Origin of the sequence: Marmoricola sp. URHB0036 (genome assembly GCF_000426045.1) — a bacterium.
GTDB lineage: Bacteria > Actinomycetota > Actinomycetes > Propionibacteriales > Nocardioidaceae > Marmoricola.
On record NZ_KE384490.1, the window covers coordinates 638,930 to 665,199 of the forward strand.

The 26,270-nt window shown below is 71.9% G+C and carries 24 protein-coding genes; 16 read left to right on the forward strand and 8 right to left on the reverse strand.

Annotation, left to right across the window (positions count from 1 at the left end; genetic code table 11):
• The first annotated feature begins 89 nt into the window (after positions 1-89).
• On the forward strand, positions 90-476 hold the full coding sequence (locus H976_RS0123270) for an Rv2175c family DNA-binding protein (protein WP_051277400.1): 387 nt from the start codon (positions 90-92) through the stop codon (positions 474-476).
• A 4-nt stretch (positions 477-480) separates the two neighbouring features.
• Here the strand turns inward: H976_RS0123270 and H976_RS0123275 are convergent, their stop codons facing one another.
• Both H976_RS0123275 and H976_RS0123280 read right to left on the reverse strand, forming a co-directional pair.
• Positions 481-1,029, reverse strand: coding sequence for an RNA 2'-phosphotransferase (locus H976_RS0123275; RefSeq protein WP_027863476.1), 549 nt, complete (start codon positions 1,027-1,029; stop codon positions 481-483).
• Positions 1,030-2,106, reverse strand: coding sequence for a polyprenyl synthetase family protein (locus H976_RS0123280; protein ID WP_027863477.1), 1,077 nt, complete (start codon positions 2,104-2,106; stop codon positions 1,030-1,032).
• Positions 2,107-2,137: 31 nt separating this feature from the next.
• Here H976_RS0123280 and metF point away from each other — a divergent pair, with 31 nt between their 5' ends.
• Entirely contained in the window at positions 2,138-3,037 is a 900-nt protein-coding gene (metF, locus tag H976_RS0123285) for a methylenetetrahydrofolate reductase [NAD(P)H] (RefSeq protein ID WP_027863478.1), read from the forward strand.
• Positions 3,038-3,043: 6 nt separating this feature from the next.
• On the opposite strand, the gene H976_RS0123290 is transcribed toward metF, so the two are convergent.
• The 3 genes from H976_RS0123290 to H976_RS0123300 all read right to left on the reverse strand — a co-directional run bounded on the left by H976_RS0123290 (position 3,044) and on the right by H976_RS0123300 (position 5,349).
• Positions 3,044-4,363: an NAD(P)/FAD-dependent oxidoreductase gene (locus H976_RS0123290; RefSeq protein WP_027863479.1), complete on the reverse strand. Its 1,320-nt coding sequence runs from the start codon at positions 4,361-4,363 to the stop codon at positions 3,044-3,046.
• 129 nt (positions 4,364-4,492) lie between these two features.
• Complete coding sequence (locus H976_RS0123295) at positions 4,493-4,852, reverse strand: ArsC/Spx/MgsR family protein (protein ID WP_027863480.1); 360 nt, start codon at positions 4,850-4,852, stop codon at positions 4,493-4,495.
• Positions 4,852-5,349, reverse strand: coding sequence for a YbaK/EbsC family protein (locus H976_RS0123300; RefSeq protein ID WP_036227844.1), 498 nt, complete (start codon positions 5,347-5,349; stop codon positions 4,852-4,854). The genes H976_RS0123295 and H976_RS0123300 overlap by 1 nt, the downstream gene beginning before the upstream one ends.
• A gap of 75 nt (positions 5,350-5,424) precedes the next feature.
• Here H976_RS0123300 and H976_RS0123305 point away from each other — a divergent pair, with 75 nt between their 5' ends.
• From H976_RS0123305 to H976_RS0123335, 7 genes are all read left to right on the forward strand, one after another.
• Positions 5,425-6,156 (forward strand): hypothetical protein, encoded by a 732-nt coding sequence (locus H976_RS0123305; protein ID WP_051277401.1) that lies wholly within the window; start codon positions 5,425-5,427, stop codon positions 6,154-6,156.
• A 168-nt stretch (positions 6,157-6,324) separates the two neighbouring features.
• Positions 6,325-6,672 carry a DUF6504 family protein gene (locus H976_RS28270; RefSeq protein ID WP_051277403.1) on the forward strand — a complete coding sequence of 116 codons (348 nt, stop codon included), beginning with the start codon at positions 6,325-6,327 and terminating at the stop codon, positions 6,670-6,672.
• Positions 6,673-6,694: 22 nt separating this feature from the next.
• A complete protein-coding gene (locus H976_RS0123315) occupies positions 6,695-7,174 on the forward strand; it encodes an SAV_6107 family HEPN domain-containing protein (RefSeq protein WP_231389029.1) in 480 nt (159 codons plus the stop codon).
• A gap of 14 nt (positions 7,175-7,188) precedes the next feature.
• A complete protein-coding gene (locus H976_RS0123320; protein WP_027863484.1) occupies positions 7,189-11,094 on the forward strand; it encodes a DNA polymerase III subunit alpha in 3,906 nt (1,301 codons plus the stop codon).
• 196 nt (positions 11,095-11,290) lie between these two features.
• Positions 11,291-12,037: a methyltransferase domain-containing protein gene (locus H976_RS0123325; protein ID WP_027863485.1), complete on the forward strand. Its 747-nt coding sequence runs from the start codon at positions 11,291-11,293 to the stop codon at positions 12,035-12,037.
• A gap of 252 nt (positions 12,038-12,289) precedes the next feature.
• Positions 12,290-13,486 carry a DNA polymerase IV gene (dinB, locus tag H976_RS0123330; protein WP_027863486.1) on the forward strand — a complete coding sequence of 399 codons (1,197 nt, stop codon included), beginning with the start codon at positions 12,290-12,292 and terminating at the stop codon, positions 13,484-13,486.
• Positions 13,487-13,618: 132 nt separating this feature from the next.
• Complete coding sequence (locus tag H976_RS0123335) at positions 13,619-14,122, forward strand: DUF3040 domain-containing protein (protein ID WP_027863487.1); 504 nt, start codon at positions 13,619-13,621, stop codon at positions 14,120-14,122.
• Positions 14,123-14,168: 46 nt separating this feature from the next.
• Here the strand turns inward: H976_RS0123335 and H976_RS0123340 are convergent, their stop codons facing one another.
• From H976_RS0123340 to H976_RS0123350, 3 genes are read right to left on the reverse strand one after another with little or no spacing between them, the layout of a single operon-like run.
• Positions 14,169-16,481 (reverse strand): DUF3488 and transglutaminase-like domain-containing protein, encoded by a 2,313-nt coding sequence (locus tag H976_RS0123340; RefSeq protein ID WP_027863488.1) that lies wholly within the window; start codon positions 16,479-16,481, stop codon positions 14,169-14,171.
• Positions 16,478-17,686: a DUF58 domain-containing protein gene (locus tag H976_RS0123345; RefSeq protein ID WP_027863489.1), complete on the reverse strand. Its 1,209-nt coding sequence runs from the start codon at positions 17,684-17,686 to the stop codon at positions 16,478-16,480. The genes H976_RS0123340 and H976_RS0123345 overlap by 4 nt, the downstream gene beginning before the upstream one ends.
• Before the next feature lie 27 nt (positions 17,687-17,713).
• Positions 17,714-18,676, reverse strand: a complete 963-nt coding sequence (locus H976_RS0123350; RefSeq protein ID WP_027863490.1) for a MoxR family ATPase — start codon at positions 18,674-18,676, stop codon at positions 17,714-17,716.
• Positions 18,677-19,052: 376 nt separating this feature from the next.
• Here H976_RS0123350 and mraZ point away from each other — a divergent pair, with 376 nt between their 5' ends.
• The 7 genes from mraZ (at position 19,053) to murF (ending at position 26,227) form a co-directional block, all read left to right on the forward strand.
• The gene (mraZ, locus tag H976_RS0123355) at positions 19,053-19,481 is read left to right on the forward strand and encodes a division/cell wall cluster transcriptional repressor MraZ (protein WP_027863491.1); all 429 of its coding nucleotides are present in this window, start codon (positions 19,053-19,055) and stop codon (positions 19,479-19,481) included.
• A gap of 200 nt (positions 19,482-19,681) precedes the next feature.
• Positions 19,682-19,813: a hypothetical protein gene (locus tag H976_RS30970; RefSeq protein WP_255337331.1), complete on the forward strand. Its 132-nt coding sequence runs from the start codon at positions 19,682-19,684 to the stop codon at positions 19,811-19,813.
• Between the two features lie 15 nt (positions 19,814-19,828).
• Positions 19,829-20,821 (forward strand): 16S rRNA (cytosine(1402)-N(4))-methyltransferase RsmH, encoded by a 993-nt coding sequence (gene rsmH, locus H976_RS0123365; RefSeq protein ID WP_027863492.1) that lies wholly within the window; start codon positions 19,829-19,831, stop codon positions 20,819-20,821.
• Positions 20,818-21,441 (forward strand): hypothetical protein, encoded by a 624-nt coding sequence (locus H976_RS29325; RefSeq protein ID WP_051277404.1) that lies wholly within the window; start codon positions 20,818-20,820, stop codon positions 21,439-21,441. The genes rsmH and H976_RS29325 overlap by 4 nt, the downstream gene beginning before the upstream one ends.
• A 59-nt stretch (positions 21,442-21,500) precedes the next feature.
• A complete protein-coding gene (locus H976_RS28280) occupies positions 21,501-23,234 on the forward strand; it encodes a penicillin-binding protein 2 (RefSeq protein ID WP_231389030.1) in 1,734 nt (577 codons plus the stop codon).
• Between the two features lie 99 nt (positions 23,235-23,333).
• A complete protein-coding gene (locus tag H976_RS28285; RefSeq protein ID WP_369759048.1) occupies positions 23,334-24,794 on the forward strand; it encodes a UDP-N-acetylmuramoyl-L-alanyl-D-glutamate--2,6-diaminopimelate ligase in 1,461 nt (486 codons plus the stop codon).
• Complete coding sequence (gene murF / locus H976_RS0123385) at positions 24,791-26,227, forward strand: UDP-N-acetylmuramoyl-tripeptide--D-alanyl-D-alanine ligase (protein WP_027863493.1); 1,437 nt, start codon at positions 24,791-24,793, stop codon at positions 26,225-26,227. The genes H976_RS28285 and murF overlap by 4 nt, the downstream gene beginning before the upstream one ends.
• Positions 26,228-26,270 lie beyond the last annotated feature (43 nt).

The following is a 26,270-nucleotide window of genomic DNA, read 5'->3' on the forward strand; positions in this document are numbered from 1 at the left end:
GAACCCGACTGACCAGCCACTTTAGAGCCTCAGGGCGGTGAGTTCCGGCAGGTGGAGCCGACGTGTGAGCGTGGTGGCAGCATGGGAGCGTGAGCGAGAACACGCGTGAAACCACCTCCGAGGTCCCTCTGGACACCCTGATCTCCGACTGGTGCGACTGGAAGGCCACCGGCGTCGCACTCGGCGTGAGCGTGAGCAAGGTGCGTCAGCTGATCCGCGAGCATCAGCTCGCAGCGGCCGTCCCGACCCCCGGTGCGGGGCAGCAGGTGCCGGCCGAGCTGGTGATGGACGGGGCCGTCGTCAAGGGCGTCCCCGGTCTGCTCACCCTGCTGGCCGACGGCGGTTGGAGCGACCGCGAGATGCTCACCTGGCTGTTCACGCCCGACGACTCGCTGCCGGGCCGCCCGATCGACGCGCTGCGCGAGAACCGTGGCTCCGAGGTCAAGCGGCGGGCGCAGGTGCTGGCGCTCTCCTGACGGGTCAGGCGAGGACGGCGAGGTACGCCGGGGGCACCGACTGGCACAGCCACACGCCGTTGTCGGAGACGAAGAAGTCGTAGCCGTCGGCGGCCATCGCGGCGGCGTCGACCCGGAGCACCACCGGGCAGCCGTGACGGGAGCCGACCCGTCGCGCCGTCCCCCGGTCCGCGGACAGGTGCACGTGGTGGCGGCGTCGTCTGTCCAGCCCAGCCGACAGGATCGCGTCGACGGCCCGCTCGCCGGTGCCGTGGAAGAGCACCGGGGGCGGCTCACGCTGCTCGAGCTGCAGGTCGACCTCGACGCTGTGGCCCTGGTTGGCCCGGATGCGCGCGCCGTCGGCCGACAGCGAGAACCGTCGTTTGTCGTTGGTGGCCACGACCTCGTCGAGCTGGTCGCGTGACATCGGCATCCCGTGGCGGGCCGCCGCGACGAGGAGGTCGTCGACCAGCACCCAGCCGCCGGGCTCGAGGTCGAGCCCGATCCGGCCCGGGCCGTGTCGGAGGTGGCGGCTCAGCCACCGGGAGCGGCGTACGACGGCGCTGCCGGGCACTCACACCCTCCGCTGGGTCGCCTCCGCGGCGAGGCCTTCGAGCACGCCGCGTGCGCGCTCGTGGACGTCGGCGGCAGCGAGGGCGTTCAGGGACCGGTAGGTCAGCTCGCTGATCACCTCCTCGACCTGCATCCGCGCGCCGGAAGAGTCGATCAGCTGGCACAGGTGCGCGACCTCGTCGGGCGTCAGCGGCGTGCCGAGCGCAGCGTCGAGGACCTTGGCGTCGGTCGACGGCAGCCCGTCGAGGGCCAGGGCGACGAGCACCGTGCGCTTGCCCTCGATCAGGTCGTCGCCGGCGGGCTTGCCGGTGACGGAGGGGTCGCCGAAGACGCCGAGCAGGTCGTCGCGCAGCTGGAAGGCCTCGCCGAGCGGCAGCCCGAACCGGCTCAGCTGGTCGATCTGCTCCGACGACGCACCGGCGAGGGCGGCGCCGATGTGAAGCGGACGCTCGATGGAGTACTTCGCGGACTTGTAGCGCAGCACGGTCATCGCGGTGTCGACGTCGGCCGATCCGCGGGCCTGCGCCGACACGTCGAGGAACTGGCCGGTGACGACCTCGCTCCGGGTCAGGTCGAAGTAGCCGAGCGCGTCGATCACCCGCTCCGGGGACAGGCCGCAGGTGCGCAGCAGCTCGTCGGACCAGCTCAGCAGCAGGTCGCCGAGCAGGATCGCGGCCGAGGCGCCGTACTGCTCCGGACTCGCCGACCAGCCGCGTCGGCGGTGCAGCTCCTCGAAGGCGCGGTGGGTGGCCGGGCGGCCCCGTCGTACGTCGGAGGCGTCCATGTAGTCGTCGTGCACCAGCGCGCTCGCGTGCAGCAGCTCGAGCGACGCGCAGGCCCGGAGAAGCGCCGACTCGTCGGCCGGGACGTCGGCGACGGCCTGGTGGCCCCACCAGCAGAAGGCCGCCCGGAACCGCTTGCCGCCGGACACGCTGGTGCGGGCGTGCTCGACCAGTGCTTGGGCGTCGGGGCCGAGCGCGTCGAGCCACGTGGCCTGCGCGGCGACGAAATCCTGGAGCGTCGACTCGATGTCGGCACGGAAAAGTGCCGCGTCCCATCCAGCGTGCTGCGCAGTCACCCGGCGAGCGTAGACCCGTATCGTCATGCCCATGTCTCAGGGCCTCGGAGGTGACCACGTGCGCATCGGCGACCTGCTCGCGCAGGGTGATCGGTCGTTCTCGTTCGAGTTCTTCCCACCCAAGGACGAGGCCGGCGAGGAGGTGCTCTGGCGCTCGATCAGCGAGCTGGAACCGCTCGACCCGACCTTCGTCTCGGTCACCTACGGTGCCGGGGGTACGACGCGCGACCGCACCGTGGCGATCACCGGGCGCATCGCTCGCGAGACCTCGATGCTGCCGATGGCGCACCTCACCTGTGTCGGGCACACCACCGCCGAGCTGACCCGGATCCTGCGCTCGCTCGCCGAGGCCGGCGTGCGCAACGTGCTCGCGCTGCGCGGCGACCCGCTGGCCGGACCGGGCACGGCCTGGGTCTCGACCGAGGGCGGGATCGACTACGCCGCCGAGCTGGTGAGCTTCATCCGCTCGGCCAGCGACCTGTGCGTCGGTGTCGCGGCCTTCCCGGAGGGCCACCGCGACGCGGCCACCCTCGACGATGACGTCGCCGTGCTCAAGGCCAAGCGCGACGCCGGCGCGGAGTTCGCGATCACCGAGATGGTGCTGCGGGCGTCGGACTACTTCGGCCTGGTCGAGCGCGCCGCGGCCGCCGGCGTCGAGTTCCCGGTCATCCCGGGCATCATGCCGATCCTGAACTTCACCTCGATGGCCAAGATGGTCGAGCTGTCCGGCCGCGAGATCCCCGACGAGGTGCTGGCCCGGCTCGAGCCGCTGAAGGACGACCCGGCCGCCGTACGCGCCGAGGGCATCGCCATCGCCACCGAGCTCTGCGACACCCTCCTCGAGGGCGGCGCCCCCGGCCTGCACTTCTACACCCTGAACCGCTCCAAGGCGACGCGGGAGATCTACTCGGCGCTGCGGGTGCACGCCTAAGACCCCTCACGCCGGCCCGATCACCTGCGCGACGAGCGCGGCGGAGAGCCCGACGGAGGGCAGGCCCGCTCCCGGGGTGGCGTGGGCGCCGGCCATGAAGACGTTCTCGATCGGCGTACGCGGACCCAGTCGCCGGCTGACGGTGTTGCGGCCCTGCCAGAGGACGCCGTACGGCGAGCCGCCCCACTCCTGCACGAGCTCCCTGGGTGACCGGTCGACGCGGACCTCGACCTGTTCGCGGACGCGGATGCCCGAGCGCTGGAGCGCGGTGACGATGTCCTCGGCGAGTCGCCCCCGGCCGAGGATCGTCCAGGAGTGCGCGCCGGCCGGGGCGGTGCCGGTGGTGCGCAGCACGAGCATCGGGTCGCCGTGGAGGACCACCTCGCCGGGCAGCTCCGGGACCGGGCCGACGACGCCGATGTGGCACACCACGGGCGGGATCGCGGGCATGGTGCGCTCGACGGCGGGGTTGAGGGCCGGCAGCCGCCGAGGGTCGATGGCGCAGACGACCCGGTCGGCGTCCACGATCCCCTGCTCGGTGCGGACGCCAACGACACGGCCGCCGGACAGCTCGAGGTCGAGGGCCGACGTGGAGAGCAGCACGGTGACCCCGCGCGTCTCCAGCCGCGAGGCCAGGGCGTCGGCGATCGACCCCATCCCGCCCGGGACCGTCCACGAGCCGAACCGCTGCTCGACGTAGCTCCACAGGCCCATCCACGCCGGCACGTTGCGCAGGTCGTGACCCTCGAGCTGCATCTGGTACGCCGCAACCGCCCGCAGCCGCTCGTCCTTGAAGCTCTTGCGCAACAGCTTGTCCAGCGTCAACCTCGTCGCGAGCAGGTCCTGGGTGTGCTTGCTCGCGTGTTGGGGGGAGTAGGGCCGCTCGAGCCAGTCCTGGCGAAGCGCCTCCCAGTCGTCGGCGAAGTTCTCGACGTACGCCGCCCACCGCTTGCCCTGCCCGGCCCCGAAGGCCTCGTCGAACGCCGCGATCTGCGCACCACGGCTGCCGCCGGGGAGGTCGAGGACGATCGGGTTCTCTGGGTCGTCGTCGGGGAACCGGTGCTGGCGCATCGGCTCGACCGGGACGAGCTCGACCTCCTTCTCCAGAGCGCGTCCGGACTTGCGGAACAGGTCGCGCATCACCGCCGGCAGCAGGGTGCTGGTCGGGCCGGAGTCCCAGCGGAAGCCGTCCTGCTCGACGTACCCGACCGCGCCGCCGAGTCGATCGCTGCTCTCGAGCAGGGTGACCTCGTGACCGAGTTTGGCCAGCCGCGCGGCGCTCGCGAGACCGCCGTACCCCCCGCCGACCACCACCACGCGTGCCATGGCGTGAACCCTAGGGCGTGGCTGATGTTTTCCCCGGGCGCCCGGGGAAACTGCCGCCGGTAGGCCGATACTTCGGCCCACCGGCTCCAGAACTGCCCGCCAGCCCAGCCCGCAATGTCCGGGCGCGGCCTAAGAGCCCGCGCGGCGTACGACGTCGCCCAGCGTCTCCTCGTCGCGCGCGATCACGGTGGTGCCGTCGTCGAGGGTGATGATCGGTCGCTGGATGGTGCGCGGGTCAGCGACCATCGCGGCCAGCCAGTCGTCGCGGTGGGCGGCGTCCTTCGGGAGGTCGATGCCGGCCTCCCTGGTCTCCTTGGGCCGGGCGATGTCCCACGGCTCGAGGCCCATCCGGTCGAGCACGGCGGACAGCTCGGCGGTGGTCGGTACGTCGTCGAGGTAGCGACGCTCGGTGTACTCGATCCCGGCGGCGTCGAGCTCGCTCTTCGCGACGCGGCACTTGGTGCAGGCGGGGTTGATCCAGATCTCCATCAGGCGACCTCGAGCTCCTCGGCACCGGTCATCCGCTGCAGCTCCTCGTAGGTGCTGCTGAACACCGCGGCCGGGTGTCCGGCGGCGGCCCAGATGACGTCGTACTGCCGCAGCCAGGGGTCGAGGTAGGTGCGCACGGGGGCCGGGTGGTCGAAGGGGGAGACCCCGCCGATGACCTGACCGGTGTGGCGTCGTACGAACTCCGGCTTGGCCCGCTTCAGTGCCCCGATGCCCAGCTCGGCCGCCACCTTTGCGGTGTCGACGCGGTGCGAGCCGCTGGTCAGCAGCAGCAACGGCTCTCCGTCCCCCTCTTCTGTCGGGACGGTGAAGAGCAGGCTGTTGGCGATCGCGCCGACCTCGCAGCCGAGCGCGTCGGCGGCCAGCTGGGCGGTGTGCACCGAGTCGGGGAGTACGACGATCCGGCCGGTGCCGCCGCGTTTCGCGAGCTCGGCCCGGAACCGGGTGACGGAGGCGTGCTCGGTGGCCTGTTCGCTCATGAGGTGCAAGGTACCGGGCGCGATCTGAGTCGGAACACTCATGTGCAGCGGTGGCTGCGTCCCTAGCGTCGGGGCATGAGGATCGTCGGTCTGCTCGGGTGCGTGCTGATGCTCGGTGGTGTCAGTGCGTGTGCGATCGGCGGACCTCCGCGCGCCGACGAGACCGACCCCATCGCCCAGATCGTCGCCCTGGCGATCGACTTCCCGCGCCAGGACGACGCCACCGGATATGCCCGTGCTGCGGCGTCCACGCGTGCGGGGCAGGACGGGCGACTGGCCGTGGTCCAGGTGGGCGAGAAGCACATCGTCGTGCGGGTGCACCTCGAGGCGTACGACGACACCACGTCCTTCTCCTTCGTCGACCGCTACGAGCCGGAGGTCTTCACCTGCTACGACTTCGAGGTCGGGGTGTCCGGAGTGAGCGCGCCCGAACGCCGGTCCTGTCCTGCCGGTGCGGCGCCGGTGCACCTGCCCCCGCCACCGCCGGAGACGGAGATCCCGGTCGGCGCGGACGGCGTGGTGCGATCGGTGCTGCGGCACGCGTCTTCGGAGGCGGATGCGGTCGCCGCCGTACGACGAGGGCTCCGTCCGCCCACCGCTGGTGCCCTCGCCCCGGAGGTGCGCGCGGCTGTGCACGGTGCCGACATCGGGATCTCCGTGCGGGGCGACGACGGCTGCCTGCTCGGCTCACGCGTGGGCGGCAAGGCGCTGGTCTGGCGCCCGTCGTGGGTGCAGGTGCAGCCCGGCGAGCTGTCCTGCGACCCGGCCACCGCGCTCGGCCGGTTGGGGATCGATCCACCGCACTGAACCGCACGTGGAACCGGTCTTGACGGGTTGTCGGAGGAGGGGTGTACCTTGGAATTGTTCGAACAGACGTTCGAACACCGCCCGGGTGGTGGGTGACCTCGACCCCCATCCTCCACCCGGGCACCGACAGGGGTCGACGGCTGCGGGAGAAGGCAAAGGAGCACAGCGGTGCGGCGCTACGACGACCAGGTGGAGGTGCGCAAGGGCGCAGACGAGGACCCCGACCAGTTCCTCTGGCGAGGGCGGTTGTGGCAGGTGCGCGAGGTGGTGGCGCACTGGGTGGAGACCGGGGCCTGGTGGACCCGGTCGAGCAGCGGGACCAGCACGAACGGCGGGAGTGGCGCGGTCGCGGTCGACGCCGACCTGCTCCGTGAGCGCGAGGTGTGGCGCGTGGCAGCAGCCCGGGGAAGGGTCGCTGCCCAGCTGTCTCCCGAGCACGACCCCGGCTTCGGGGTCTTCGACCTGGTCTTCAGCTGGTCCGAGGGCAGCTGGCAGCTGGTCCGGGCGCTGGACTGACGAGACGGAGAGGAGGAAAGAGATGAGCCAGATGACCAATCAGATGACCAATCAGATGACCAGCCAGATGACCAGGCAGATGACTAGGCAGGCGGCGCCGCACTTCTTGCCCGCGGCGACCCATTCCTACCTCGAGCGAGCGGCCGAGTCGCTGCGTGAGGCGATCACCAGCACGAGCGTGCCCGAGCGCTACGCCCATGCCCACGTCTCGGCGCTGCGGGCGACCGCGGCGCTGCTGGCGGCCCGGGCCCAGCCCACCCCGGCGCGACGCACCCGGCAGAAGAACGCCTGGGTGCTGCTGGCCGAGGTGGCCCCGGAGCTCGGCGAGTGGGCGGCGTTCTTCGCCGCCGGCGCCGACAAGCGGGCAGCGGCCGAGTCGGGCTCGCGGCGGGCGGTCACCGAGCGGGAGGCCGACGACCTGGTGCGTGACGCCGACCAGTTCCTCGCGCTGGTGGAGACCTCGCTCGGGCTGACCGAGCACCTCCCGTTCCGCGTGGCCTGAGAGCGGTCACTGCGTTGTCCGACCCGTTCGTCCACCTCCACGTCGCCTCCGGCTACTCCCTGCAGTACGGCGCCTCGCACCCCCACGTCCTCGTCGAACGCGCCGCCGAGCAGGAGATGGACGCCCTCGCCCTGACCGACCGCGACGGCACCTACGGCGCGGTCCGGTTCGCCAAGGCCGCCACGGCGATGGGCGTCCGCCCGATCCTGGGCGTCGACCTGGCGTTCTCTCCTCGCTCGGGGGACGAGGAGCGGGCGCCGGCGCCGACACGCACTCCCACCCGGGGCGGCGCCTCCCGCGACCAACGGCTGCCCCGGGTGACCTTCCTGGCCAGCGGCCGGGCGGGGTGGGCGGCGGTGTGCCGGCTGGTCTCGGCGACCCACGCCGCCGGCGAGCGCGGCACCCCGGTCTGCTCGCCCGAGCTGGTCGCCGAGCACGTCGCCGGGCGTGACGTCCGGGTGCTGCTCGGTCCGGCCTCCGAGCTGGGGCACGCGGCCACGTTGCGGCGCGACGACCTCGGCCGCGAGGTCCTGGAGCGGTGGCTCGACCTGGTCGGTCCCGACCAGCTCACCGTCGAGGTGGTCTCCCACCGGCTGCCCGGCTCCGGCCCGGGGTCCTCACCGCATGCCGCCCGGATGACGGGCCTGGCCCGGTCCGGACGGGCCCGGTTGCCGGTCGTGCTCTCCAACGCGGTCCGCTTCGCCGACCGGCTCGACGCTCCCACGACCGACGTACTCGATGCGGCCAGGCGGTTGGTGCCGATGGACCTGCGCCACCTCGACCGGCGCAACGCCGAGGGGTTCTTGAAGTCCGGCAAGCAGATGCACGAGGTGGCCGAGGAGATCTGTCGCTACGCCGGGCTGGGGGAGTCCGAGCGGTCGGCCACCGAGCTGCTCGCCCGCACCCGCGCCGTCGCCGACCAGTGCGTCCTCGACCCCCGCACCGACCTCGGCATCGGAGAAGTGCACTTCCCGGAGTTCGAGATCTCGACCGGGGGTGTCCCGTCCCTCCAGCGGTCACGGGGCTTCGGGGCCGCCGGGGGAAGCGTGGATGGGACTGGCCCCCCTTCGCGAGGAACGAGCGAAGGGGTGGTTGCGCGCCCCGGGGTGTCCCGAAGCCCCGTGACCGCCGCTGGATGGGACACCCCCGCCGACGCCGAGCTGAGAAAGAGGTGTGAGGCGGGCATCGGCTGGCGCTACGGGGGTGCCCCACGCCAGCGGATCTGGAAGCGGCTCGACGACGAGCTCGCGACCATCCGCACGCTCGGCTACGCGTCGTACTTCCTCACCGTCGGCGACGTCACGCAGATGATCCGCGAGCTCGGCATCCGCAGTGCCGCCCGCGGGTCGGGGGCGGGCAGCATCGTGAACTATCTGCTCGGCATCTCCGGGATCGACCCGATCCGCCACGGGCTGCTGATGGAGCGGTTCCTCTCGCCACTGCGACGCTCGCTGCCCGACATCGACATCGACGTGGAGTCCGCGCGGCGGCTGGAGGTCTACGACGCGATCCTCGATCGCTACGGCAAGGAACGCTGCGCCACCGTCTCGATGATGGACACCTACAAGGTGCGCCACGCGATCCGCGACGTCGGGGCCGCGCTCGGCATGCCGGTGGGAGAGATCGACGCCATCGCCAAGGCGTTCCCGCACATCCGCGCCCGCGACGCCCGGCTGGCGCTGCGCGACCTGCCCGAGCTGCGCGCCACCGGCCTGGCCCGGGAGGCGGCGGCTGGGGAGTGGGGCACCTTCGACATGTTCTTCCGGCTCGTCGAGAGCCTCGACGGCCTGCCCCGCCACATCGCGATGCACCCGTGCGGCGTACTCCTCTCCGACGCCACGCTGCTCGACCGCACCCCGGTGGAGCAGAGCTTCCTGGGCTACCCCATGAGCCAGTTCGACAAGGAGGACGTCGAGGACCTCGGGCTGCTCAAGCTCGACGTGCTCGGCATCCGGATGCAGTCCTCGATGGCCCACGCCGTGCAGGAGATCGAGCGCACCGAGGGGCATCGCATCGACCTCGACGACGAGGTGCAGGTGCCCTTCGACGACCAGCGCACCTACGACATGATCTCGGCCGCCAAGACCCTCGGCGTCTTCCAGATCGAGTCGCCCGGTCAGCGCGAGCTGGTCGGCAAGTCCGGCATCGAGACCTTCGAGGACATCATCGCCGACATCTCGCTGTTCCGGCCGGGGCCGGTGAAGAGCGACATGATCACGCCGTACCTCGAGGTCAAGCAGGGCTGGAAGGAGGTCAGCTACCTCCACGACGACCTGCGTCCGATCCTCGAGCGCACCCGCGGCGTGGTCGTCTACCACGAGCAGGTCATCGAGATGATCGCCGAGTTCGCCGGCGTCTCCTACGCCGAGGGTGACGAGTGGCGCCGCGCGCTCGGCGACACCGAGGGGATGGCCGAGACGAAGACGTGGTTCTACCCGCGGGCCCTGGGCCGCGGCTACCCGCTGCCGGTGGTCGACGAGCTCTGGAGGGTGATCGCCTCCTTCGCCTCCTTCGGCTTCTGCAAGGCCCACGCCGCCGCGTTCGCGCTGCCGACCTACCAGTCGGCCTGGCTCAAGGCGCACTACCCGGCCCACTTCCTGGCCGGGGTGCTGACCCACGACCCGGGGATGTACCCCAAGCGGCTGATCCTCGACGACGCCCGCCAGCTCGGCATCTCGGTGCTCGGCCTCGACGTCAACGCCAGCCAGGCGGAGTACGCCGTGGAGAAGCTGCCCGACGCCACCCCGCTGCCCAGCCACCCGCGCATCTCCGCGACCACCGACCGGATCCGTCCGCGGGGCGGGATCTACCGCACGCTGCCGACGGTGGACCAGCCGATCCCGGGCGACGAGGGGGACGGTCCGGCCTGGATGGGTCACGGCTGGGGCATCCGGATCGCGCTGGGGGAGGTGCGCGGCATCAACGACGGGGAGGTGCACCGCATCGTCACCGCCCGCGACGGGGCGCCGTACGCCTCGTTGACCGACTTCTGGCAGCGCGCCCAGGTCTCCCGCCCGGTGGTCGAGCGACTGGTGCAGGCCGGGGCGTTCGACACCGTCTACGGCATCGGCACCACCGCCGGCACCGGTCGCCGCCACCGGGTGACCCGCCGCGACCTGCTGCTGGAGATCGGCGACCTCGACCGGCTCCAGCGGGCGTCGTCGCGGGCGAGCAAGGGGCGTGCCCGCGGGCTGCCGCGGTCGCGGCCGGCGTCGGCGGAGTCCGGCGACGCCTCGGTGCAGCTCGCCCTCGACCTCGGTGCCACCGACCGCCAACAGGTGAGCGGGCTGCCGGAGATGACCGACACCGACCGGGTCCGCGCCGAGCTCGACATCCTCGGTCTCGACGCCAGCCACCACGTCGTCGAATTCCACGCGCCCTTCCTCGACCGGCTCGGGGTCACCCGTTCGGTCGACCTGCTCGATGCCCGCAGCCGCAGCGAGCTGCTGGTGGCCGGGGTGAAGGTGGCCACCCAGACACCGCCGATCAGGTCGGGGCGCCGGGTCATCTTCTTGACCCTCGACGACGCCACCGGCCCGGTCGACGCGACCTTCTTCGAGGACGTGCAGGGGCCCTACGCCGCGACCGTGTTCGGCTCCTGGCTGCTGGTGGTGCGCGGTGAGCTGCGGCGCACCGGCCGGCGCGGGGTCTCGCTGCGTGCCACCGGCGCCTGGGACCTCGGCACGCTGCACGACCTCTGGAAGGCCGAGGGGATGGCCGCCGTGCACGCCGAGATCGACCGGACTCCGGAGGGCTTCGGTGTCGGTCCGGCGCAGGGGACCAGCCGGGTGATGGTGCACACCAGCGGGTTCCGGATGTCGCCGTACGCCGACATCAAGCCGGCCGGCGACTCGACCGGGGCCGTCACCGGCCAGGTGGCCCGCAAGCTGTGGCACCGCAGCCCCGGGAGCGCGGGATGAGCCAGGAAGAACAGCCCCACAGGGGGCGGCCGCAGCCTCCATGGCCTGCTACGCGCCGCCCATCACGCACGCTGGCTGCGTTGTCGTCAGTCGACGTGGTATCCACCACGCCTTCCTTCCTCCGCCTTGCCATCGCACGCGCTGGACGACGCTCGCGACGGCCGAGAGGCTGCGGCCACCCCCTAGGGTTGGGCCCATGGACCGCCCGTTCGAACGCCGTACCGCCGCCCGCACCGCGGTCGTCTGGGACGCCGTCCGGGCGCTGCTCGACGGCTCCAGCGAGCAGCGTGTCCTCGACATCGGCGGCGGCACCGGCGGATTCGCCGTACGCCTCGCCGGCCTCGGCCACCGGGTCACCGTCGTCGACCCCAGCCCCGACGCCCTCGCCGCGCTCGCCCGCCGGGCCGACGAGGAAGACGTGGCCGACCGGATCACCGGCCTCCAGGGCGACCTCGGCAACCTGCGCGAGCTCGCCCCCGACGCTGCCGACGAGGTGGCAGACCTGGTGCTGTGCCACGGCGTGCTCGGCCTGGTCGACGACCCGGCCAGCGCCCTGGCGACGATCACCTCGGTGCTGCGTCCCGGCGGCGCCCTGTCGCTGCTGGTCAACCAGCGTCACGCCGCCGTGCTCGCCCGCGCGATGGCCGGTCACTTCGTCCAGGCCCGCGAGATCCTCGAGGGCGACCAGTCGGCCAAGCAGTCGACCAAGGACCGTGGGGAGCGCCGGTTCACCGCCGAGGAGGTCGCCCAGCTGCTCGGCACGGCCGGGTTCACCACGTCCTCGACCCACGGCATCCGCGTCTTCGCCGACCTCGTGCCCTCCTCCCTGCTCGACCTCGAACCCGGCGCGAACGCCGCGCTCCTGGAGCTCGAGCGAGCAGTCGCCGACCGCCCCGAGTACCTCACCCTGGCCAGCCAGCTGCACGTCATCGCCACCCGCTAGGAGCGGGTCTGCCCGCCGCAGGCGGCCGGTGAGAGGCGGAGTCGGCGGCTGGCCCCCCGGCCGTCTGCTGGCCGGTGATGGGTGGCGGCGCCTCCGGGGGAAGCGTGGATGGGACTGGCCCCCCTTCGTGAGGAACGAGCGAAGGGGTGGTTGCGCCCCCCGGAGTGTGCCGACGCCCATCACCGGCCCCCACGGACGGCCCCCCAGCGCCGGCCCCCACGGACGCCCCAGCATCGCCCCAGGAGGTCACCCATGAAGGACCGCTCCTGGGACTGCCCGATCCTGCACGTCGACATGGACGCCTTCTTCGCCTCGGTGGCGATCCGGGACCGGCCCGAGCTCGCCGATGTCCCGGTCATCGTGGGCGGTGGCAACAGGGGAGTGGTGCTGGCGGCCAACTACCCGGCCCGGAAGTACGGCGTCCACTCCGCCCTGCCGATGACTCGTGCTCGTCGGATGTGCCCCGACGCGGTCGTGCTCTCACCCGACTACACCGACTTCGACGGGGTCTCCTCGTCGGTGATGGAGATCTTCCGCGAGGTCACTCCGCTGGTGGAGGCGGTCTCGCTCGACGAGGCGTTCCTCGACGTCTCCGGCGCCACCCGACGGCTCGGCAGTCCGTTGTCCATCGCCGAGCACATCCGGGCCCGGGTCGCCGACGAGCAGCGGATCACCTGTTCGGTCGGTGTGGCCGGCACGGTCTCGGTGGCCAAGCTGGCCAGCCGGCGCGCCAAGCCCGACGGGGTGCTCGTCGTACCCCCGCGCGAGGTGACCCGGTTCCTGCACCCCCTCGACGTCGGTGAGCTGTGGGGCGTGGGGGAGAAGACCCGCGAGCAGCTGCACCGGCTCGGGCTACGCACGGTGGGCGATGTCGCGCACACCCCGGTGGCCACGCTGCAGCGTGGGCTCGGGGCGGCTCTCGGCGGGCAGCTCCACCACCTTGCCTGGGGCACCGACCGGCGCGTGGTCGCGGCGCGGCGCGGCACCCACGAGCCCGACAAGAGCATGGGGGCCGACGAGACCTTCGGCCGTGACACCGACGACCGGGCCGTGGTGATGCGCGAGCTGCTGCGGCTCTCGGCCAAGGTGACCCGGCGGATGCGGACCGCCGGCGTGGCCGGTCGCACCGTCACCTTGAGGGTGCGTTTCGCCGACTTCACCACGATCACCCGCTCCCGCACGCTGGGCGACGCCACCGACGTCACCGGCGAGGTGCATGCGACCGCGGCCGGCCTGTTCGACGCCCTCGGTCTCCAGCGGGCCCGGATCCGCCTGGTGGGGGTGCGGGTGGAGGGGCTGGTTCCGCGGGGGCAGGTGCAGCGCCAGCTCGTCCTCGGGGCCCGCGAACGAGGCTGGGAGGAGGCCGACCGAGCCACCGATGCGGCGGCGCTGCGCTTCGGCGGCGGCGCCGTACGCCGGGCCACGCTGCTGATCGGTGACCGACCGTGATCAGCACCGACGCGGGTGTCACCCGGTTCGGGGGTGCCAAAAAGTTATAGATCACGATTTCCTGATCCCGTCTACCGAGTTGACCAGAGCCTGCCTAGACTCATAAGGGAACCGTCACCGCGGGAGGAAGTCGTGCCGCTCTCCGAAGAGGAACTCCGTCTGCTGGAGCAGATGGAGCAGGCGCTTGCCCAGGAGGACCCCAAGTTCGTCTCGACGCTTCGGGGAAGCTCCCTGGAACGCATGGCGCGGATGCGCACCATCGCTGCTGCCGTCGTCTTCGTCGTCGGCATTGCCATGCTCATGGGTGGAGCGGTCTCCGGACAGATCTGGCTCGGCGTCCTCGGCTTCGTGGTGATGGTCGGCTCGGCCACCCTCGGCCTGGCCTCCTGGCGTGGTCGCCACGCCCCCGCTGTGCAGCCGCAGCACAGCGAGGACCAGCTCTTCGACTTCGACGACCACCCCCACCGCTTCGACGTGATCGACGGCGGTCGCGCCAGCCGCCCCCGCAAGCTGCGGCGCACGACGGGCAGCAAGCAGCCGCGCCGACCACGCTCCTCGGGCAAGGCCCCCAAGCAGGGCACCTTCATGCAACGCATGGAGCAGCGCTGGGAGCGCCGGCGCAACGAGGGCTACTGAGAGCCTCCGGCCTCCAGCATCCCCACCCGGACCGTCCAGCGGACCGTTAGCGACGCCGGTGCAGCAGCGACCCGCGCAGCAACGACACCGGCCACAGCCGACCCCGCCAACCGCGCTCGCGGTCGACCGTGCCGAGCATCGCCCGCCGCCACGAGTCCACGGTCTCCACGGTGCGTGAGCGCACCTCGGGCTCGACCTCGGTGACGAGCGTGTCCGACGTCGTCCGGCCGTAGCGTCCGCGCTCGACCTGCACGAGCAATCCCTCCAGCGACGCCACCGCCTCGGGCTGGGCGCCGGACACCTGCCCCACCACGCTGCGGGCCTGCTCGCGGGGGGAGCGCTGCTCGGGCCAGTCCAGCCCGAGGTCGAGCGCGGTGGCGTGCAGCTCGGCCCAGGCCCCCTCGGCCAGGTGCACCGGGTCGACCGCACCGAGGCGGCGACGGCGCTGCGCCCGGCGCAGCACGCCCGGACCGACGCCCACCAGGACCACGAGGCCGAGCCCCGCGAACGGCCACCACGGGATCGACGAGCCACCGTCGTTGCCGCTCTGGGTGTCGATGCTCGAGGTCGGCACGTCCGGCGCCCGGCTCGGCGAGGTGGTCCTGCTGGGCGCCGCACTCGGGTCGGCGGCGTTGATGGACTGCCGCGTCCAGGCCGGGGTGGCGCCGGCACGCGAGCCGGGTGTCGGCTCGAAGCGCACCCAGCCGACGCCGCCGAAGTACATCTCCGGCCACGCGTGCCGGTCGTCGCTGGTGTAGACGATCCGGCCGTCGGGCTGCGACTCGCCGTGCAGGAAGCCGACGACGACCCGGGAGGGGATGTTCAGTGCGCGGCCCATCGCGGCCATCGCGGCGGCGAACTGCTCGCAGTACCCGACCCGGTCGGTGGTGATGAAGGCGGCCAGCAGGTCCATGCCGGACCCGCTGCGCTGGTCGAGGGAGTAACGGAAGCCTCCGTCGCGCCGGAACCAGTCCTGCAGCTTGATGGCCTTCTGGAAGTCCGTGGTCGCGCCACGCGTGACCTCCACGGCCCGCTCGTTCACCACGGGTGGCAGGTTGTCGGGCAGCGCAGTCATCGAGCGCCGCACCTTGCTGGGTGCCGGTCCGGCCGAGTCGAGCACCTTGGCGGTGATGTCCGGTGTGAACGAGGTGGCTTCGTAGCTCAGCTGAGAGGGCGCCGACCCGCCGACGTAGGCCACGTCGAGCGTGCGGGAGTCGTAGCGCCAGGAGCCCTTCACGCTCAGGCTGCGGATGGGGTAGGGCAAGGGCAGCCAGGTGGTCCCGAAGTCGGGGGCGAATTGCAGCTTCCAGTGGTTCGTGGTGCCACCGATGCCCGGACCCAGCCCGGGCGGGTTGGGGAACGGGCCGTCGGCGGTGTTGTCGCTCGGCAGGTCGCGCGACGAGGGCCGCCACTCGTCGTCCCGGAACTGGTCGAGCACCGTGGTGCGCAGGTAGCCGGTCTCCGTCGCGTCAGTCGTCGCGTAGACCAGCGGGGTGTGCGTCTGGGCGACCAGGTCGCGCCGCAGCCGGATGAACGGGTTGACGGTGGTGAGCTCGAACTGGCCACCGGTGCCGTTGCCGTCGCCCAGGCCGCCGCGGTCGCGGTTGAGCAGGTCGGCGACCGGGACCAGCGGGGCCACCACCAGGGCGATCAGTACCGCCGCGACGGAGACCTGCCAGAGGACGCCCAGCCGCGGTCGGGTCCTTCCCCGCCGCCCGCCCCAGGACCACATCTTGTCGACGTGCTCGACCGCGAGCAGTCGCATGAACAGCAGCGCGGTGCCGACGAACACGGGCAGCGCCAGGGCGTTGTTGAGGATGCTCACCGGGACGCTGAGCGTGACGAGCAGGGGGAGTGCCACCAGCGGCGGCCGGCGTACGGCGAAGGCGAGCACGTCGATCGCCCACAGCACGCCCAGGCCGCACGCCATCAGGAAGGCGCGGGTGTGGGTCGGGTTGACCGTGACCGGAGCGGCGTAGGCGTTCAGCGTCTCGGCGCCGTTGCCGATGACGTAGAACACCTCGCGCATCGAGTGCACGGTCGGCACCAGCCCGAGGAAGGAGTCGCGGGCGGCGAAGATCAGGTTCAGGCCGAGCAACCCGACCAGCGCCTCGACGAAGGGCGTCACGTAGACGGGCAGGTGCAGCATCCGCAGGCCGCTGCCGCACAGCACCATCACCAGACCGACCATGGCGGTCGGGATCAGGAAGGTGAGTGGCTGGGCGACCATCCCGCTCCAGGCGAACAGCGCGATCCAGCCCGTGGCCAGCCCCAGCAACGGCGGGCCTGGCCGCCACTCCTCCCGCTCGTGGGAGTAGGTGGCCTCCTCCTCCACCGGGCGGGCCAGCTGGGTGGTCACCGGGCCAGCTCCATCCACGCCGCCGGCAGCGAGCCGTCGCGCTCGAGGGTGGTGGCCTTCCAGCCGCCGCCGCGCAGTGCTGCCGTTGCCGGCGGGTCGCTGCGTCCGCCGCGCTCCCAGGTCGAGACATCCAGCACCACGGCGTACGCCGAGTCGCCGGCGGCCGCCATCCCGGCCAGCAGGTCCTGGTCGGTGTCGTTCAGGTTCCCGAGCACGGCCAGCAGCATCCCGCCGTGGTCGGTGTCCTCGATCCAGTCGGTGGACAGGTGCTCGTGCCTGGTCATGGTCATCAGCGCCAGCCGCTCGAGCTGCTCGGGGAGGTTGACCCCTCCCGTGCCCTGGTGCCAGCCGTGCGAGGACGACCGACCGGTGGCGCTGACCAGGCGGACCTCGAAGTCCTGGGCCACCAGGTTGCGCATGATCGAGGCGGTGATGCTGACCGCGCGCTCCATCGACGAGGCAGGGCCGTAGCCACGGTGCGAGATCCGGCGGTTGTCGATGAGCAGCGTGCACCGCGACTGCCACTGCTGCTCCTCGCGGCGCACCATCAGCTCGCCGGCGCGGGCGCTCGTGGGCCAGTGGATCCGGCGCAGGTCGTCGCCGAGGCGGTACTCGCGGATGGTGACGTCGGGGCTGCCGCCACCCAGCAGGTCGCGAGTGCGGTTGTCGCCGGCGCCGGCCCACCGCCCGGTCAACGCGATGCGCGGCAACGGCTCGGTGCGGGGAGTGACCAGGATGGATGCGGTCGAGGGCAGCGACTGGTCGAAGTCGACCATGCCCAGCGGGTCACCGACCCGGACGTGGAGTGGCCCCACCGGGTAGCGGCCCCGGCTCTCGGCGTAGATCTGGTAGGTGCGGCGCATCGTCGTACCCGCCGCCATCGGCTCCACCACGAACCGGGGAGGCGGACCGAGCGCCGGGGAGAGCTCCTCCTCGAGGAGGAGGGTGCCGGTGCGTTTCCCGGCGTTGCCGATCTCGACCTCGACCTGCGCCGTGTCGCCGGCTTCCACCTGCAGGGCGCTGACGTTGCGGCGTACCCACACGTTGCGCTCGGTACGACGCAGCACCAGCCACGCCAACGTCGGGATGAGCATGGCCAGCAGGCCGATGCGGACGAAGTCGCGCTCGCCGATCTGGATGCCGCAGATGATGGCGGCTGCCCCGGCCGCCAGGAAGCACCGGCCACGGACGGTCAGGTCCCGCACGCGATCACCCCTCCGGCGCCTGAGTGACTAGCTGACCTGCGGGACGGGCACCTGGACGAGCGCCTGCTGCACGACCTCGGAGGTACGACGACCGCTCATCGTCGCCTCCATCGTGGGCAGCAGCCGGTGCGGGAAGACCTGCGGCACCAGCTCGCGCACGTCGTCGGGCAGGACGTACTCGCGCCCCTGCATCGCCGCCCACGCCTTGGCCGCACGGACGAGGTGGAGCGTGGCACGAGGGGACGCGCCGAGCCGCAGGTCGGGGGACCGGCGAGTGGCGGTGGCCAGCGCGACGGCGTACTGCTGCACCGCCTCGGAGACGTGCACGCCGTTGGTGACCTCGATCAGCTTGCGGACCTCGGCGGCGTCCGTCACCGGCTCGAGCTCCTCGAGGGGACTGACCAGGTCACGGGCCGAGAGCATCGCGATCTCGGCCGCCTCGACGGGGTAGCCCATCGACAGCCGCACCATGAACCGGTCGCGCTGTGCCTCCGGGAGGGCGTAGGTGCCCTCCATCTCGATCGGGTTCTGCGTCGCGATCACCATGAAGGGGGCCTCGAGGACGTAGGTCTTCCCGTCCACGGTGACCTGCGCCTCCTCCATGCACTCGAGCATGGCCGACTGCGTCTTGGGGCTGGCCCGGTTGATCTCGTCGCCGACGACGACGTTGGCGAAGATGCCACCCGGCCGGAACTCGAACTGCCGGGTGTCCTGGTTGAAGACGGAGACGCCGGTGACGTCGGACGGCAGCAGGTCGGGGGTGAACTGGATCCGCCGGACGGTGCAGTCGATGGAGCGCGCCAGCGCCTTGCTGAGCATGGTCTTGCCGACGCCGGGCACGTCCTCGATCAGCAGGTGACCACCGGCCAGCAGCACCACGAGTGCCGTGCGGGCGATCTCGGGCTTGCCCTCGATCACGGCGGCGATGTTGGTCTGGATCCGCTCGGCGACGGCGCGGACCTCGTCGACATCGGCGCCGCTGGCGACCATGCCCGCCCTCGCGACCCGTCGGTCGTCTGCTGTCTCGCCCACCCGTGCTCCCACTTCTCCACCACGCTCCACGGCGCCCCACAGGTCCTGCATCGAGGGCGCGCCGCACCTCTCCTACGACAAGTGAAGCCCATGCCACCACACCGGCCACGCGCTGGGACAGGGCGCGGAGGTCTCGATCCGGTCACCGCGCCTGTTTCCGGGGCGATCCGGTCCCGGACTGCGAAGCGGCCTCCGGGTGAGGGAGATCCGGGAGAAAAGGGGGGTGTCGAGTGGTCGGAAAGTGGTTGACGGTGGGGGGATGTGGAGTAGAGTGGTGCGAAGTGGAGGGAACAGGCAGTTCTTGACGCAGAACCGTGGGTGAGGGGAGCAGCAGATGTTCTCCGGCAGCTACACCCCGAAGCTCGACGACAAGGGCCGGCTCTTCCTCCCCGCGAAGTTCCGAGACGAGATGAAGGAGGGCCTGGTGATCACTCGTGGTCAGGAACGGGCCCTCGACATCCGCACCAAGGCCGACTTCGCCGTGTTCACCGAGAAGTTCAGGAACGCATCCCAGACCGACGCCCGTCTGCGGGCCTACGGCCGGATGTTGTTCGCGCTGGCCACCGAGCAGGTCCCCGACAAGCAGGGCCGGGTCACGATCACCCCTGAGCTGCGGCAGTACGCCGGGCTCGACCGGGATGCCGTCGTGATCGGGGTCTACGACCGGATCGAGGTCTGGGAGCCCCGCTCGTGGACCGCCTACACCGCCGACCAGGAACAGGCCTTCGCCAACCTCCAGGAAGAGATCTTTCCGGGCTTCTGACCGGCACGCACGACCGCACGACAACTCCACATCGGTGATCGCAGGGCGAGGCTCGCGTCCGCTCCTCCCATGACTCCTCTGACGCACCTTCCCCGGTGTCAGATGAGTCGCTTCCCTCCAACCCGGGAGTCGAGCGGACGGAGAACCTGGCCCTGTGATCACCCACCACGTTCCACAGCAATGCGAGGGGGTCGAACCCGATGAGCGAAGGCACCATCACGCCGGCACGGCGGGTCCGCCACGAGGTGCGTGACTCCCTCGCGGTGATGGCCTTCTCCGCCCTCTCCTCCTGCGGGATAGCAGTTCTCCTCACGGTCCTGGTCCGGAACTAGGCGGGACCTGAACAGATGAGCAGTCCCACCCACGTCCCGGTCCTCCTCGACCGGGTCGTTGCGTTGGTGGCGCCCTCGCTGGAGCGCCCCGGCTCGGTCTTCGTCGACGCAACCCTCGGGCTCGGCGGTCACACCGAGGCGGTCCTGGACCGTTGCCCGGAGGCCCACGTCGTCGGGGTCGACCGCGACCAGCACGCCCTGGAGCTGGCCGGCGCGAGGCTGGCCCCGTTCGAGGGGCGCACCACCCTGGTGCACGCGGTGTACGACGAGATCCCGGACGTGCTCGCCGAGCTGGGCATCGCCTCCGTCGACGGCATCCTCTTCGACCTCGGTGTCTCCTCGATGCAGCTCGACGTCCGTGAGCGAGGCTTCGCCTACGCCGAGGACGCCCCCCTCGACATGCGAATGGACGACAGCGAGGGCCCGACCGCGGCCGACGTGCTGAACAGCTACCCCGCGGCCGAGCTGGCCCGGATCCTGCGCAGCTACGGCGAGGAGAAGTTCGCGCGCCAGATCGCGCGGGCCATCGTCCGGGAGCGGGAGACCGAGCCGTTCACCGGATCGGCGCGCCTGGTCGAGCTGCTCCGCCAGACGATCCCGGCCCCGGCCCGTCGTACGGGAGGACACCCGGCCAAGCGGACCTTCCAGGCCCTGCGCATCGAGGTCAACGACGAGCTCGGCGTGCTGCGTCGAGCCATCCCGGCCGCCATCGAGTCGATCCGCGTCGGCGGCCGCGTCGTGGTGATGAGCTACCACTCGCTCGAGGACCGACTCGTCAAGCAGGCCTTCGCGGCCGGTACCACCTCGCAGGTGCCGCCGGACCTCCCCGTCGTCCCGGCCGGCCTCGAGCCGCCGCTGCGCTCGGTCACGCGCGGCGCCGAGAAGGCGTCCGCCGCCGAGATCGCCCAGAACCCGCGCGCCGCCTCGGTGCGGTTGCGCGCCGTCGAACGCGTCAACAACAACCGGCCCACCAATCGGCCCAAGAACCGGGGAGACAACGCCGCATGAGCAGTCTGATCACCGCCGCAAAGGCAGGGGCCCGCACCCGGGTCCCGCGCTTCGCCGAGGCCGCCGTCGAGCGTGCCCGCCTGACCGTCGTGCCGCCGCGGCGCGCGATCGGGCGCACCCAGGCCGCGCGTACGCCGTTCGCGGTGCTGGTGATCGCGATGCTGGTGGCCGGTGTCGTCGGGCTGCTGATGTTCAACACCAACATGCAGCAGGCCTCGTTCAAGGCCACCGCCCTCCAGGAGCAGGTCAACACGCTGACCGCCAAGGAGCAGTCGTTGAGCATGACCCTCGACGCCCTGCGCAGCCCGCAGCGGCTCGCGGTGGCGGCCAAGAAGCTGGGCATGGTCCCGCCCGGGCAGCCCGCGTTCATCCGGCTCGACGGCGGGGTGCTCGGTGCCCCGGCACCGGCCACCAGCGAGAACTCGGTGCGCATCAACCCGCTGCCGACCCCCGCGCCGCCGTCGCTGAAGCGCAAGACCCTCGTCATCAGGGTCGCCCCCCAGACCACGTCCACCGCGGGTTCGCAGGCCGACACCCGCGGCACCTCCACGGCTCAGACGCGCGGAGGCGATAGGAAGAACACCACCAACGAGTCGGACCAGTCCGGAGCAACGCATTGACACGTCCCCAACGCAGAGAACGAGGCAGTCTGCGTGGGTCGACCCATGTCCGTCTGAGGGTGGGGCTGCTCGCCATCGCGATGCTGCTCTCGTTGTTCGGCGCCCGGCTGTTCCAGCTCCAGGGCGTGGACTCCAAGGCCTACGCCTCGCGCGCCGAGGCCGCCGGGCTGGTCAACATCGCGCTCCCGGCCAAGCGCGGCCAGATCCTCGACCGCAACGGGACGCCGCTGGCCGAGTCGGTGGCCGGGATGATGGTCGTCGCCGACCCGACCCGGACCACGCCCAACGCCGAGGCGATCGCCAAGCTGCTCGCTGACCGGCTGCACCTCGACTACTTCGACCTGCTCGGCAAGTTGACCAAGAAGAACGACACCACGCGCTTCGTCTACATCGCCCGGCGGATCCCCTCGACCCTGGCCTCGAGCACGATGGACGAGCTCAAGGCCCACAACTACGTCGGCGTCGACACCCGCCCCGACCCGCTGCGCACCTACCCCGCCGGTGACGTCGCCGCCAACCTGATCGGCTACCTCGGCAACGACCCCACCAAGGTGTCGGGCGGGCTGGAGCGCAGCTTCAACGGCATGCTGGCCGGCAAGGACGGCAAGGAGACCTACGAGGTCGGTGGCGGCAACCGGATCCCGCTCGGCGACAACAGCCAGGTCGACCCGGTCAACGGCAAGAACCTGACGCTGACCATCGACCGCGACGTGCAGTGGTTCAGCCAGCGCGTGCTCCGCACGGCCGTCGAGTCGGCCAAGGCACAGTCCGGCGCGGCCGTCGTACTCGACTCCCGCACCGGCGAGATCCTCGCGCTGGCCGACTACCCGACCTTCGACGCCAACAAGCCCGGCAAGGCAGCCAAGGACGACCTCGGCAGCCGGGCGCTGAGCGACGTCTACGAGCCGGGGTCGGTCGAGAAGGTGCTCACCACGTCGTCGCTCATCGACGCCGGCAAGGTCACCCCGCGCACCCGGTTCACCATCCCGGCCGAGCTCCCCGTGCTCGACCGGGTGATCGGTGACTGGTTCCCCCACGGCACCATCCACCTGACCCTGGCCGGCGTCATCGCGCGTTCCTCCAACATCGGTACGGCGCTCGCGGCCACCCAGTTCGCGCCGGCAGAGCTCTACGACCACCTGGTCAAGTTCGGGCTGGGCCAGCGCACCGACGTCGGCATGCCGGGCGAGGCCCGTGGCGTCCTCGGCGACCGGGACAGCTGGAACACCCTGACCCGCGCGCAGGTCGCCTTCGGCCAGGGGCTCTCGGTCAACGCCCTGCAGATGGCCACGGCCATCAACACCGTCGCCAACGGCGGCCAGCTGATCACCCCCAGCCTGGTCGTGGGGCGGGCCACCACCACGTCGGACCAGGAGGTCGGCACCGAGACGGCGAAGCGTCGCCAGGTGATCAGTGCCGACGCGGCCCGCAAGACCGCCGAGATGATGGAGGGTGTCACCACCCAGGACGTCGGCACTGCGCCGGGCGCCGGCATCGAGGGCTACCGCGTGGCCGGCAAGACCGGCACCGCCCAGGAGGTCGGCGGAGCCTGCAACTGCTACCGCGACGGTGGCCTCGACGTCTCCTTCGCCGGGTTCGCGCCGGCCGACAAGCCGCGCTTCACCGTCTACGTCGTGGTCAAGCACCCCAGCGACGGCGCCAGCGGTGGTGGCACGGCCGGCCCGGTGTTCCGCAAGATCCTCAACTACGTCCTGCAGAAGTACGCCGTTCCGCCGACCGACACGCCTCCGGCCAGGATTCCCACCAAGTGGCGGGTGCACGGTCGTGGATAGCCTCGGGTGGTGCCCGAGCTGAACGACGAGCGCCAGGCCGGCGTCGACCCGGACGGCCTCACGCGCCCGACGTCCCCGCCCCGGACCCCGCTGGCCCGGGTGGCCGCGTGGACCGGCGCCGACCTGCGTCCGTCGACCAGCGAGGCCGTCGAGGTCACCGGGTTGTCGCTGAGCTCGCAACGGGTCCGTCCCGGCGACCTCTACGCAGCGCTTCCGGGAAGCCGGGTGCACGGCGCGACGTACGCCGCCGACGCGATCGCCGAGGGGGCGGTCGCCGTGCTGACCGACGAGGAGGGTGCCGCCTCGCTGGGGGAGACCAGTACGCCGCTGCTGGTGCTCGAGAACCCCCGCTCGGTGCTCGGCCGCCTGGCGGCGCTGCTGTACGGCGAGCCGGCCCGTGCCCTGACGCTGATGGCGGTCACCGGCACCCAGGGCAAGACCACCAGCACCCGCCTCCTCGACAGTGCCCTGGAGGCGACCGGTGTCCCGGCCGCAGTGATCGGCACCGTCGGCACCCGCATCGCCGGGCGGGACGTGAAGACGGCGCTCACCACTCCGGAGGCACCAGACCTGCACGCGCTGTTCGCGGTGATGGTCGAGCAGGGGGTGACCGCCTGCGCGATGGAGGTCTCCAGCCACGCCCTGGTGATGGGACGCGTGGCCGGGGTGGTCTTCGACGCCGCAGCGTTCCTCAACCTCGGCCGCGACCACCTCGACTTCCACAAGGACGTGGAGGACTACTTCGCGGCCAAGGCCTCGCTGTTCACCCCGGAGCGTTCGCGCCGCGGGCTCACCAACGTCGACGACGCCTACGGCCGGCGGCTGCTCGAGGAGGCGACCGTGCCGATGGTGACCTTCTCGCCGTCGGGACAGGCGGCCGACTGGCGCGCCGGGGACGTCGTCCTCGAGCCGGACGGGTCGACGTTCACCGTGGTGACGCCCGCGCAGGACCGCATCACGACCCGGGTGCCGCTGACCGGGGAGTTCAACGTCGCCAACGCGCTGTGCGCGATCGCGCTGGCCGGGGAGGCCGGGCTGGACCCGCGACTAGTGAGCGAGGGCATCGCGCGTTCCGGCGGGGTGCCCGGTCGGCTCGAGCGGATCGACGCCGGACAGGACTTCCTCGCGTTCGTGGACTACGCCCACAAGCCCGATGCCGTCGAGGCGGCGCTGTCCGCCGTACGCCCGCTCACCCGGGGTCGGCTGGTGCTCGTCATCGGGGCGGGCGGTGACCGCGACAGCGGCAAGCGACCGGTGATGGGGGCCATCGGTGCGCGGCTGGCCGACCTGCTCGTCGTCACCGACGACAACCCACGCACCGAGGACCCGGCGGCCATCCGCGCCGCCGTGCTCGAGGGGGCGCGCGGCGTCGCCGGAGCCCAGGTCCTCGAGATCGGTGACCGTCGCGAGGCGATCCGGCACGCCGTCGACCTGGCCGGGCCCGGTGACACCGTCGTCATCGCCGGGAAGGGCCACGAGACCGGGCAGGAGATCCAGGGCACGGTGCACCCCTTCGACGACCGCGAGGAGCTGCTCGCCGCCCTGGGGGGCCGGCCGTGATCCCGCTGTCGCTCGGCCAGATCGCCACCCTCGTCGGCGGGGAGGTGGCCGACGGGGACGCCGATCTCGTGGTCACCGGCCCCGCCTTCCTGGACAGCCGCCGGCCCGAGCCGCAGGGGTTGTTCGTCGCGTTCGCGGGGGAGCACGTCGACGGCCACGACTACGCCGCCACGGCCGTCGAGGGTGGAGCGGCCGCAGTGCTCGGCACGCGCGCCACCGGCGCCCCCAGCGTCGTCGTCCCGGACGCGCAGGCCGCCCTGCAGGAGCTCGCCCGCCAGGTGCTGCGCCGGCTGTGGGAGAACGACCCCGGTCCGAAGGTCATCGCGATCACGGGCTCCCAGGGCAAGACCACCGCCAAGGACATGCTGGCCAGGGTGCTCGCGGACGCCGCCCCGACCATCGCCACCGCCGGGTCGTTCAACAACGAGCTCGGCCTGCCGCTCACCGTGCTGCGGGCCACCGGCGAGACCCGCTTCCTCGTGCTGGAGATGGGCGCGCGCGGTATCGGCCACCTGGCAGAGCTGTGCCAGATCGCGCCGCCCGACATCTCACTGGTGCTCAACGTCGGCAAGGCCCACATCGGCGAGTTCGGCTCGCAGGCCAACATCGCGATCGCCAAGGGTGAGCTGGTCGAGGCGCTGTCGGCCGACGGTGCCGCCGTGCTCAATGCCGACGACCCGCTGGTGTCCACGATGGCCGCACGCACCTCGGCCCGCGCCTGGTCCTTCGGCCGTGCAGGGTCCGACCTGCGTCTGGGCGAGGTCGAGGTGGACGACCTGGGCCGGGCGTCCTTCGACCTGACCCACGAGGGCACCGAGCACGTCGCCCTGCGCCTCGTCGGCGAGCACCAGGCCATGAATGCCGCGGCCACCGCCGCCACGGCCCTGGCCGCCGGGCTCTCGCTGGCCGACGTCGCCGAGAGCCTGCGCTCGATCGACCGGCTCTCCCCGTGGCGGATGGAGGTCCACGAACGCTCCGACGGGCTGGTCGTGGTCAACGACGCCTACAACGCCAACCCCGACTCGATGGTCGCCGCCCTCGAGACGCTCGCCCGGATGGGGCAGCGCGGCGGGCGCCGTACGGTCGCGGTGCTCGGGGAGATGCGTGAGCTCGGTGCCAGCGCCGACGACGAGCACCGGGCGATCGGCACGCTCGCGCACCGCCTGGGCATCGACGAGGTGGTCACCGTGGGTGACGGTGCCCGCGGCATCCACGAGGCGGTGGTCGACGCGCGTGGTGGCGACCGCACGGCGCGCCGGGTCGAGACCGTCGAACAGGCCAGTGAGTGGTTGCGCGACAATGTGGCGGGTCCCGACGTCGTCCTGGTCAAGGCGTCCCGGGCCCTGCGGCTCGAACGGGTCGCCGAGACGCTGCTCGGGGAGGATCCCGGAGTCGGCCCCGGAGTCGATCTGGGAGAGGAGGGCGGCCGATGACCACCCCACGCAATGGCGTGTCGAGCTCGCTGCGCTCGCCCGC

Bases quoted from the DNA above. Each gene is read 5' to 3' on its own strand.
- metF (WP_027863478.1), top strand. From the start codon at position 2,138: ATGTCTCAGGGCCTCGGAGGTGACCACGTGCGCATCGGCGACCTGCTC.
- H976_RS0123290 (WP_027863479.1), bottom strand. From the start codon at position 4,363: ATGGCACGCGTGGTGGTGGTCGGCGGGGGGTACGGCGGTCTCGCGAGC.
- H976_RS0123295 (WP_027863480.1), bottom strand. From the start codon at position 4,852: ATGGAGATCTGGATCAACCCCGCCTGCACCAAGTGCCGCGTCGCGAAG.
- H976_RS0123300 (WP_036227844.1), bottom strand. From the start codon at position 5,349: ATGAGCGAACAGGCCACCGAGCACGCCTCCGTCACCCGGTTCCGGGCC.
- H976_RS0123305 (WP_051277401.1), top strand. From the start codon at position 5,425: ATGAGGATCGTCGGTCTGCTCGGGTGCGTGCTGATGCTCGGTGGTGTC.
- H976_RS0123315 (WP_231389029.1), top strand. From the start codon at position 6,695: ATGAGCCAGATGACCAATCAGATGACCAATCAGATGACCAGCCAGATG.
- H976_RS0123325 (WP_027863485.1), top strand. From the start codon at position 11,291: ATGGACCGCCCGTTCGAACGCCGTACCGCCGCCCGCACCGCGGTCGTC.
- dinB (WP_027863486.1), top strand. From the start codon at position 12,290: ATGAAGGACCGCTCCTGGGACTGCCCGATCCTGCACGTCGACATGGAC.
- H976_RS0123350 (WP_027863490.1), bottom strand. From the start codon at position 18,676: ATGGTCGCCAGCGGCGCCGATGTCGACGAGGTCCGCGCCGTCGCCGAG.
- mraZ (WP_027863491.1), top strand. From the start codon at position 19,053: ATGTTCTCCGGCAGCTACACCCCGAAGCTCGACGACAAGGGCCGGCTC.
- H976_RS30970 (WP_255337331.1), top strand. From the start codon at position 19,682: ATGAGCGAAGGCACCATCACGCCGGCACGGCGGGTCCGCCACGAGGTG.
- rsmH (WP_027863492.1), top strand. From the start codon at position 19,829: ATGAGCAGTCCCACCCACGTCCCGGTCCTCCTCGACCGGGTCGTTGCG.
- H976_RS29325 (WP_051277404.1), top strand. From the start codon at position 20,818: ATGAGCAGTCTGATCACCGCCGCAAAGGCAGGGGCCCGCACCCGGGTC.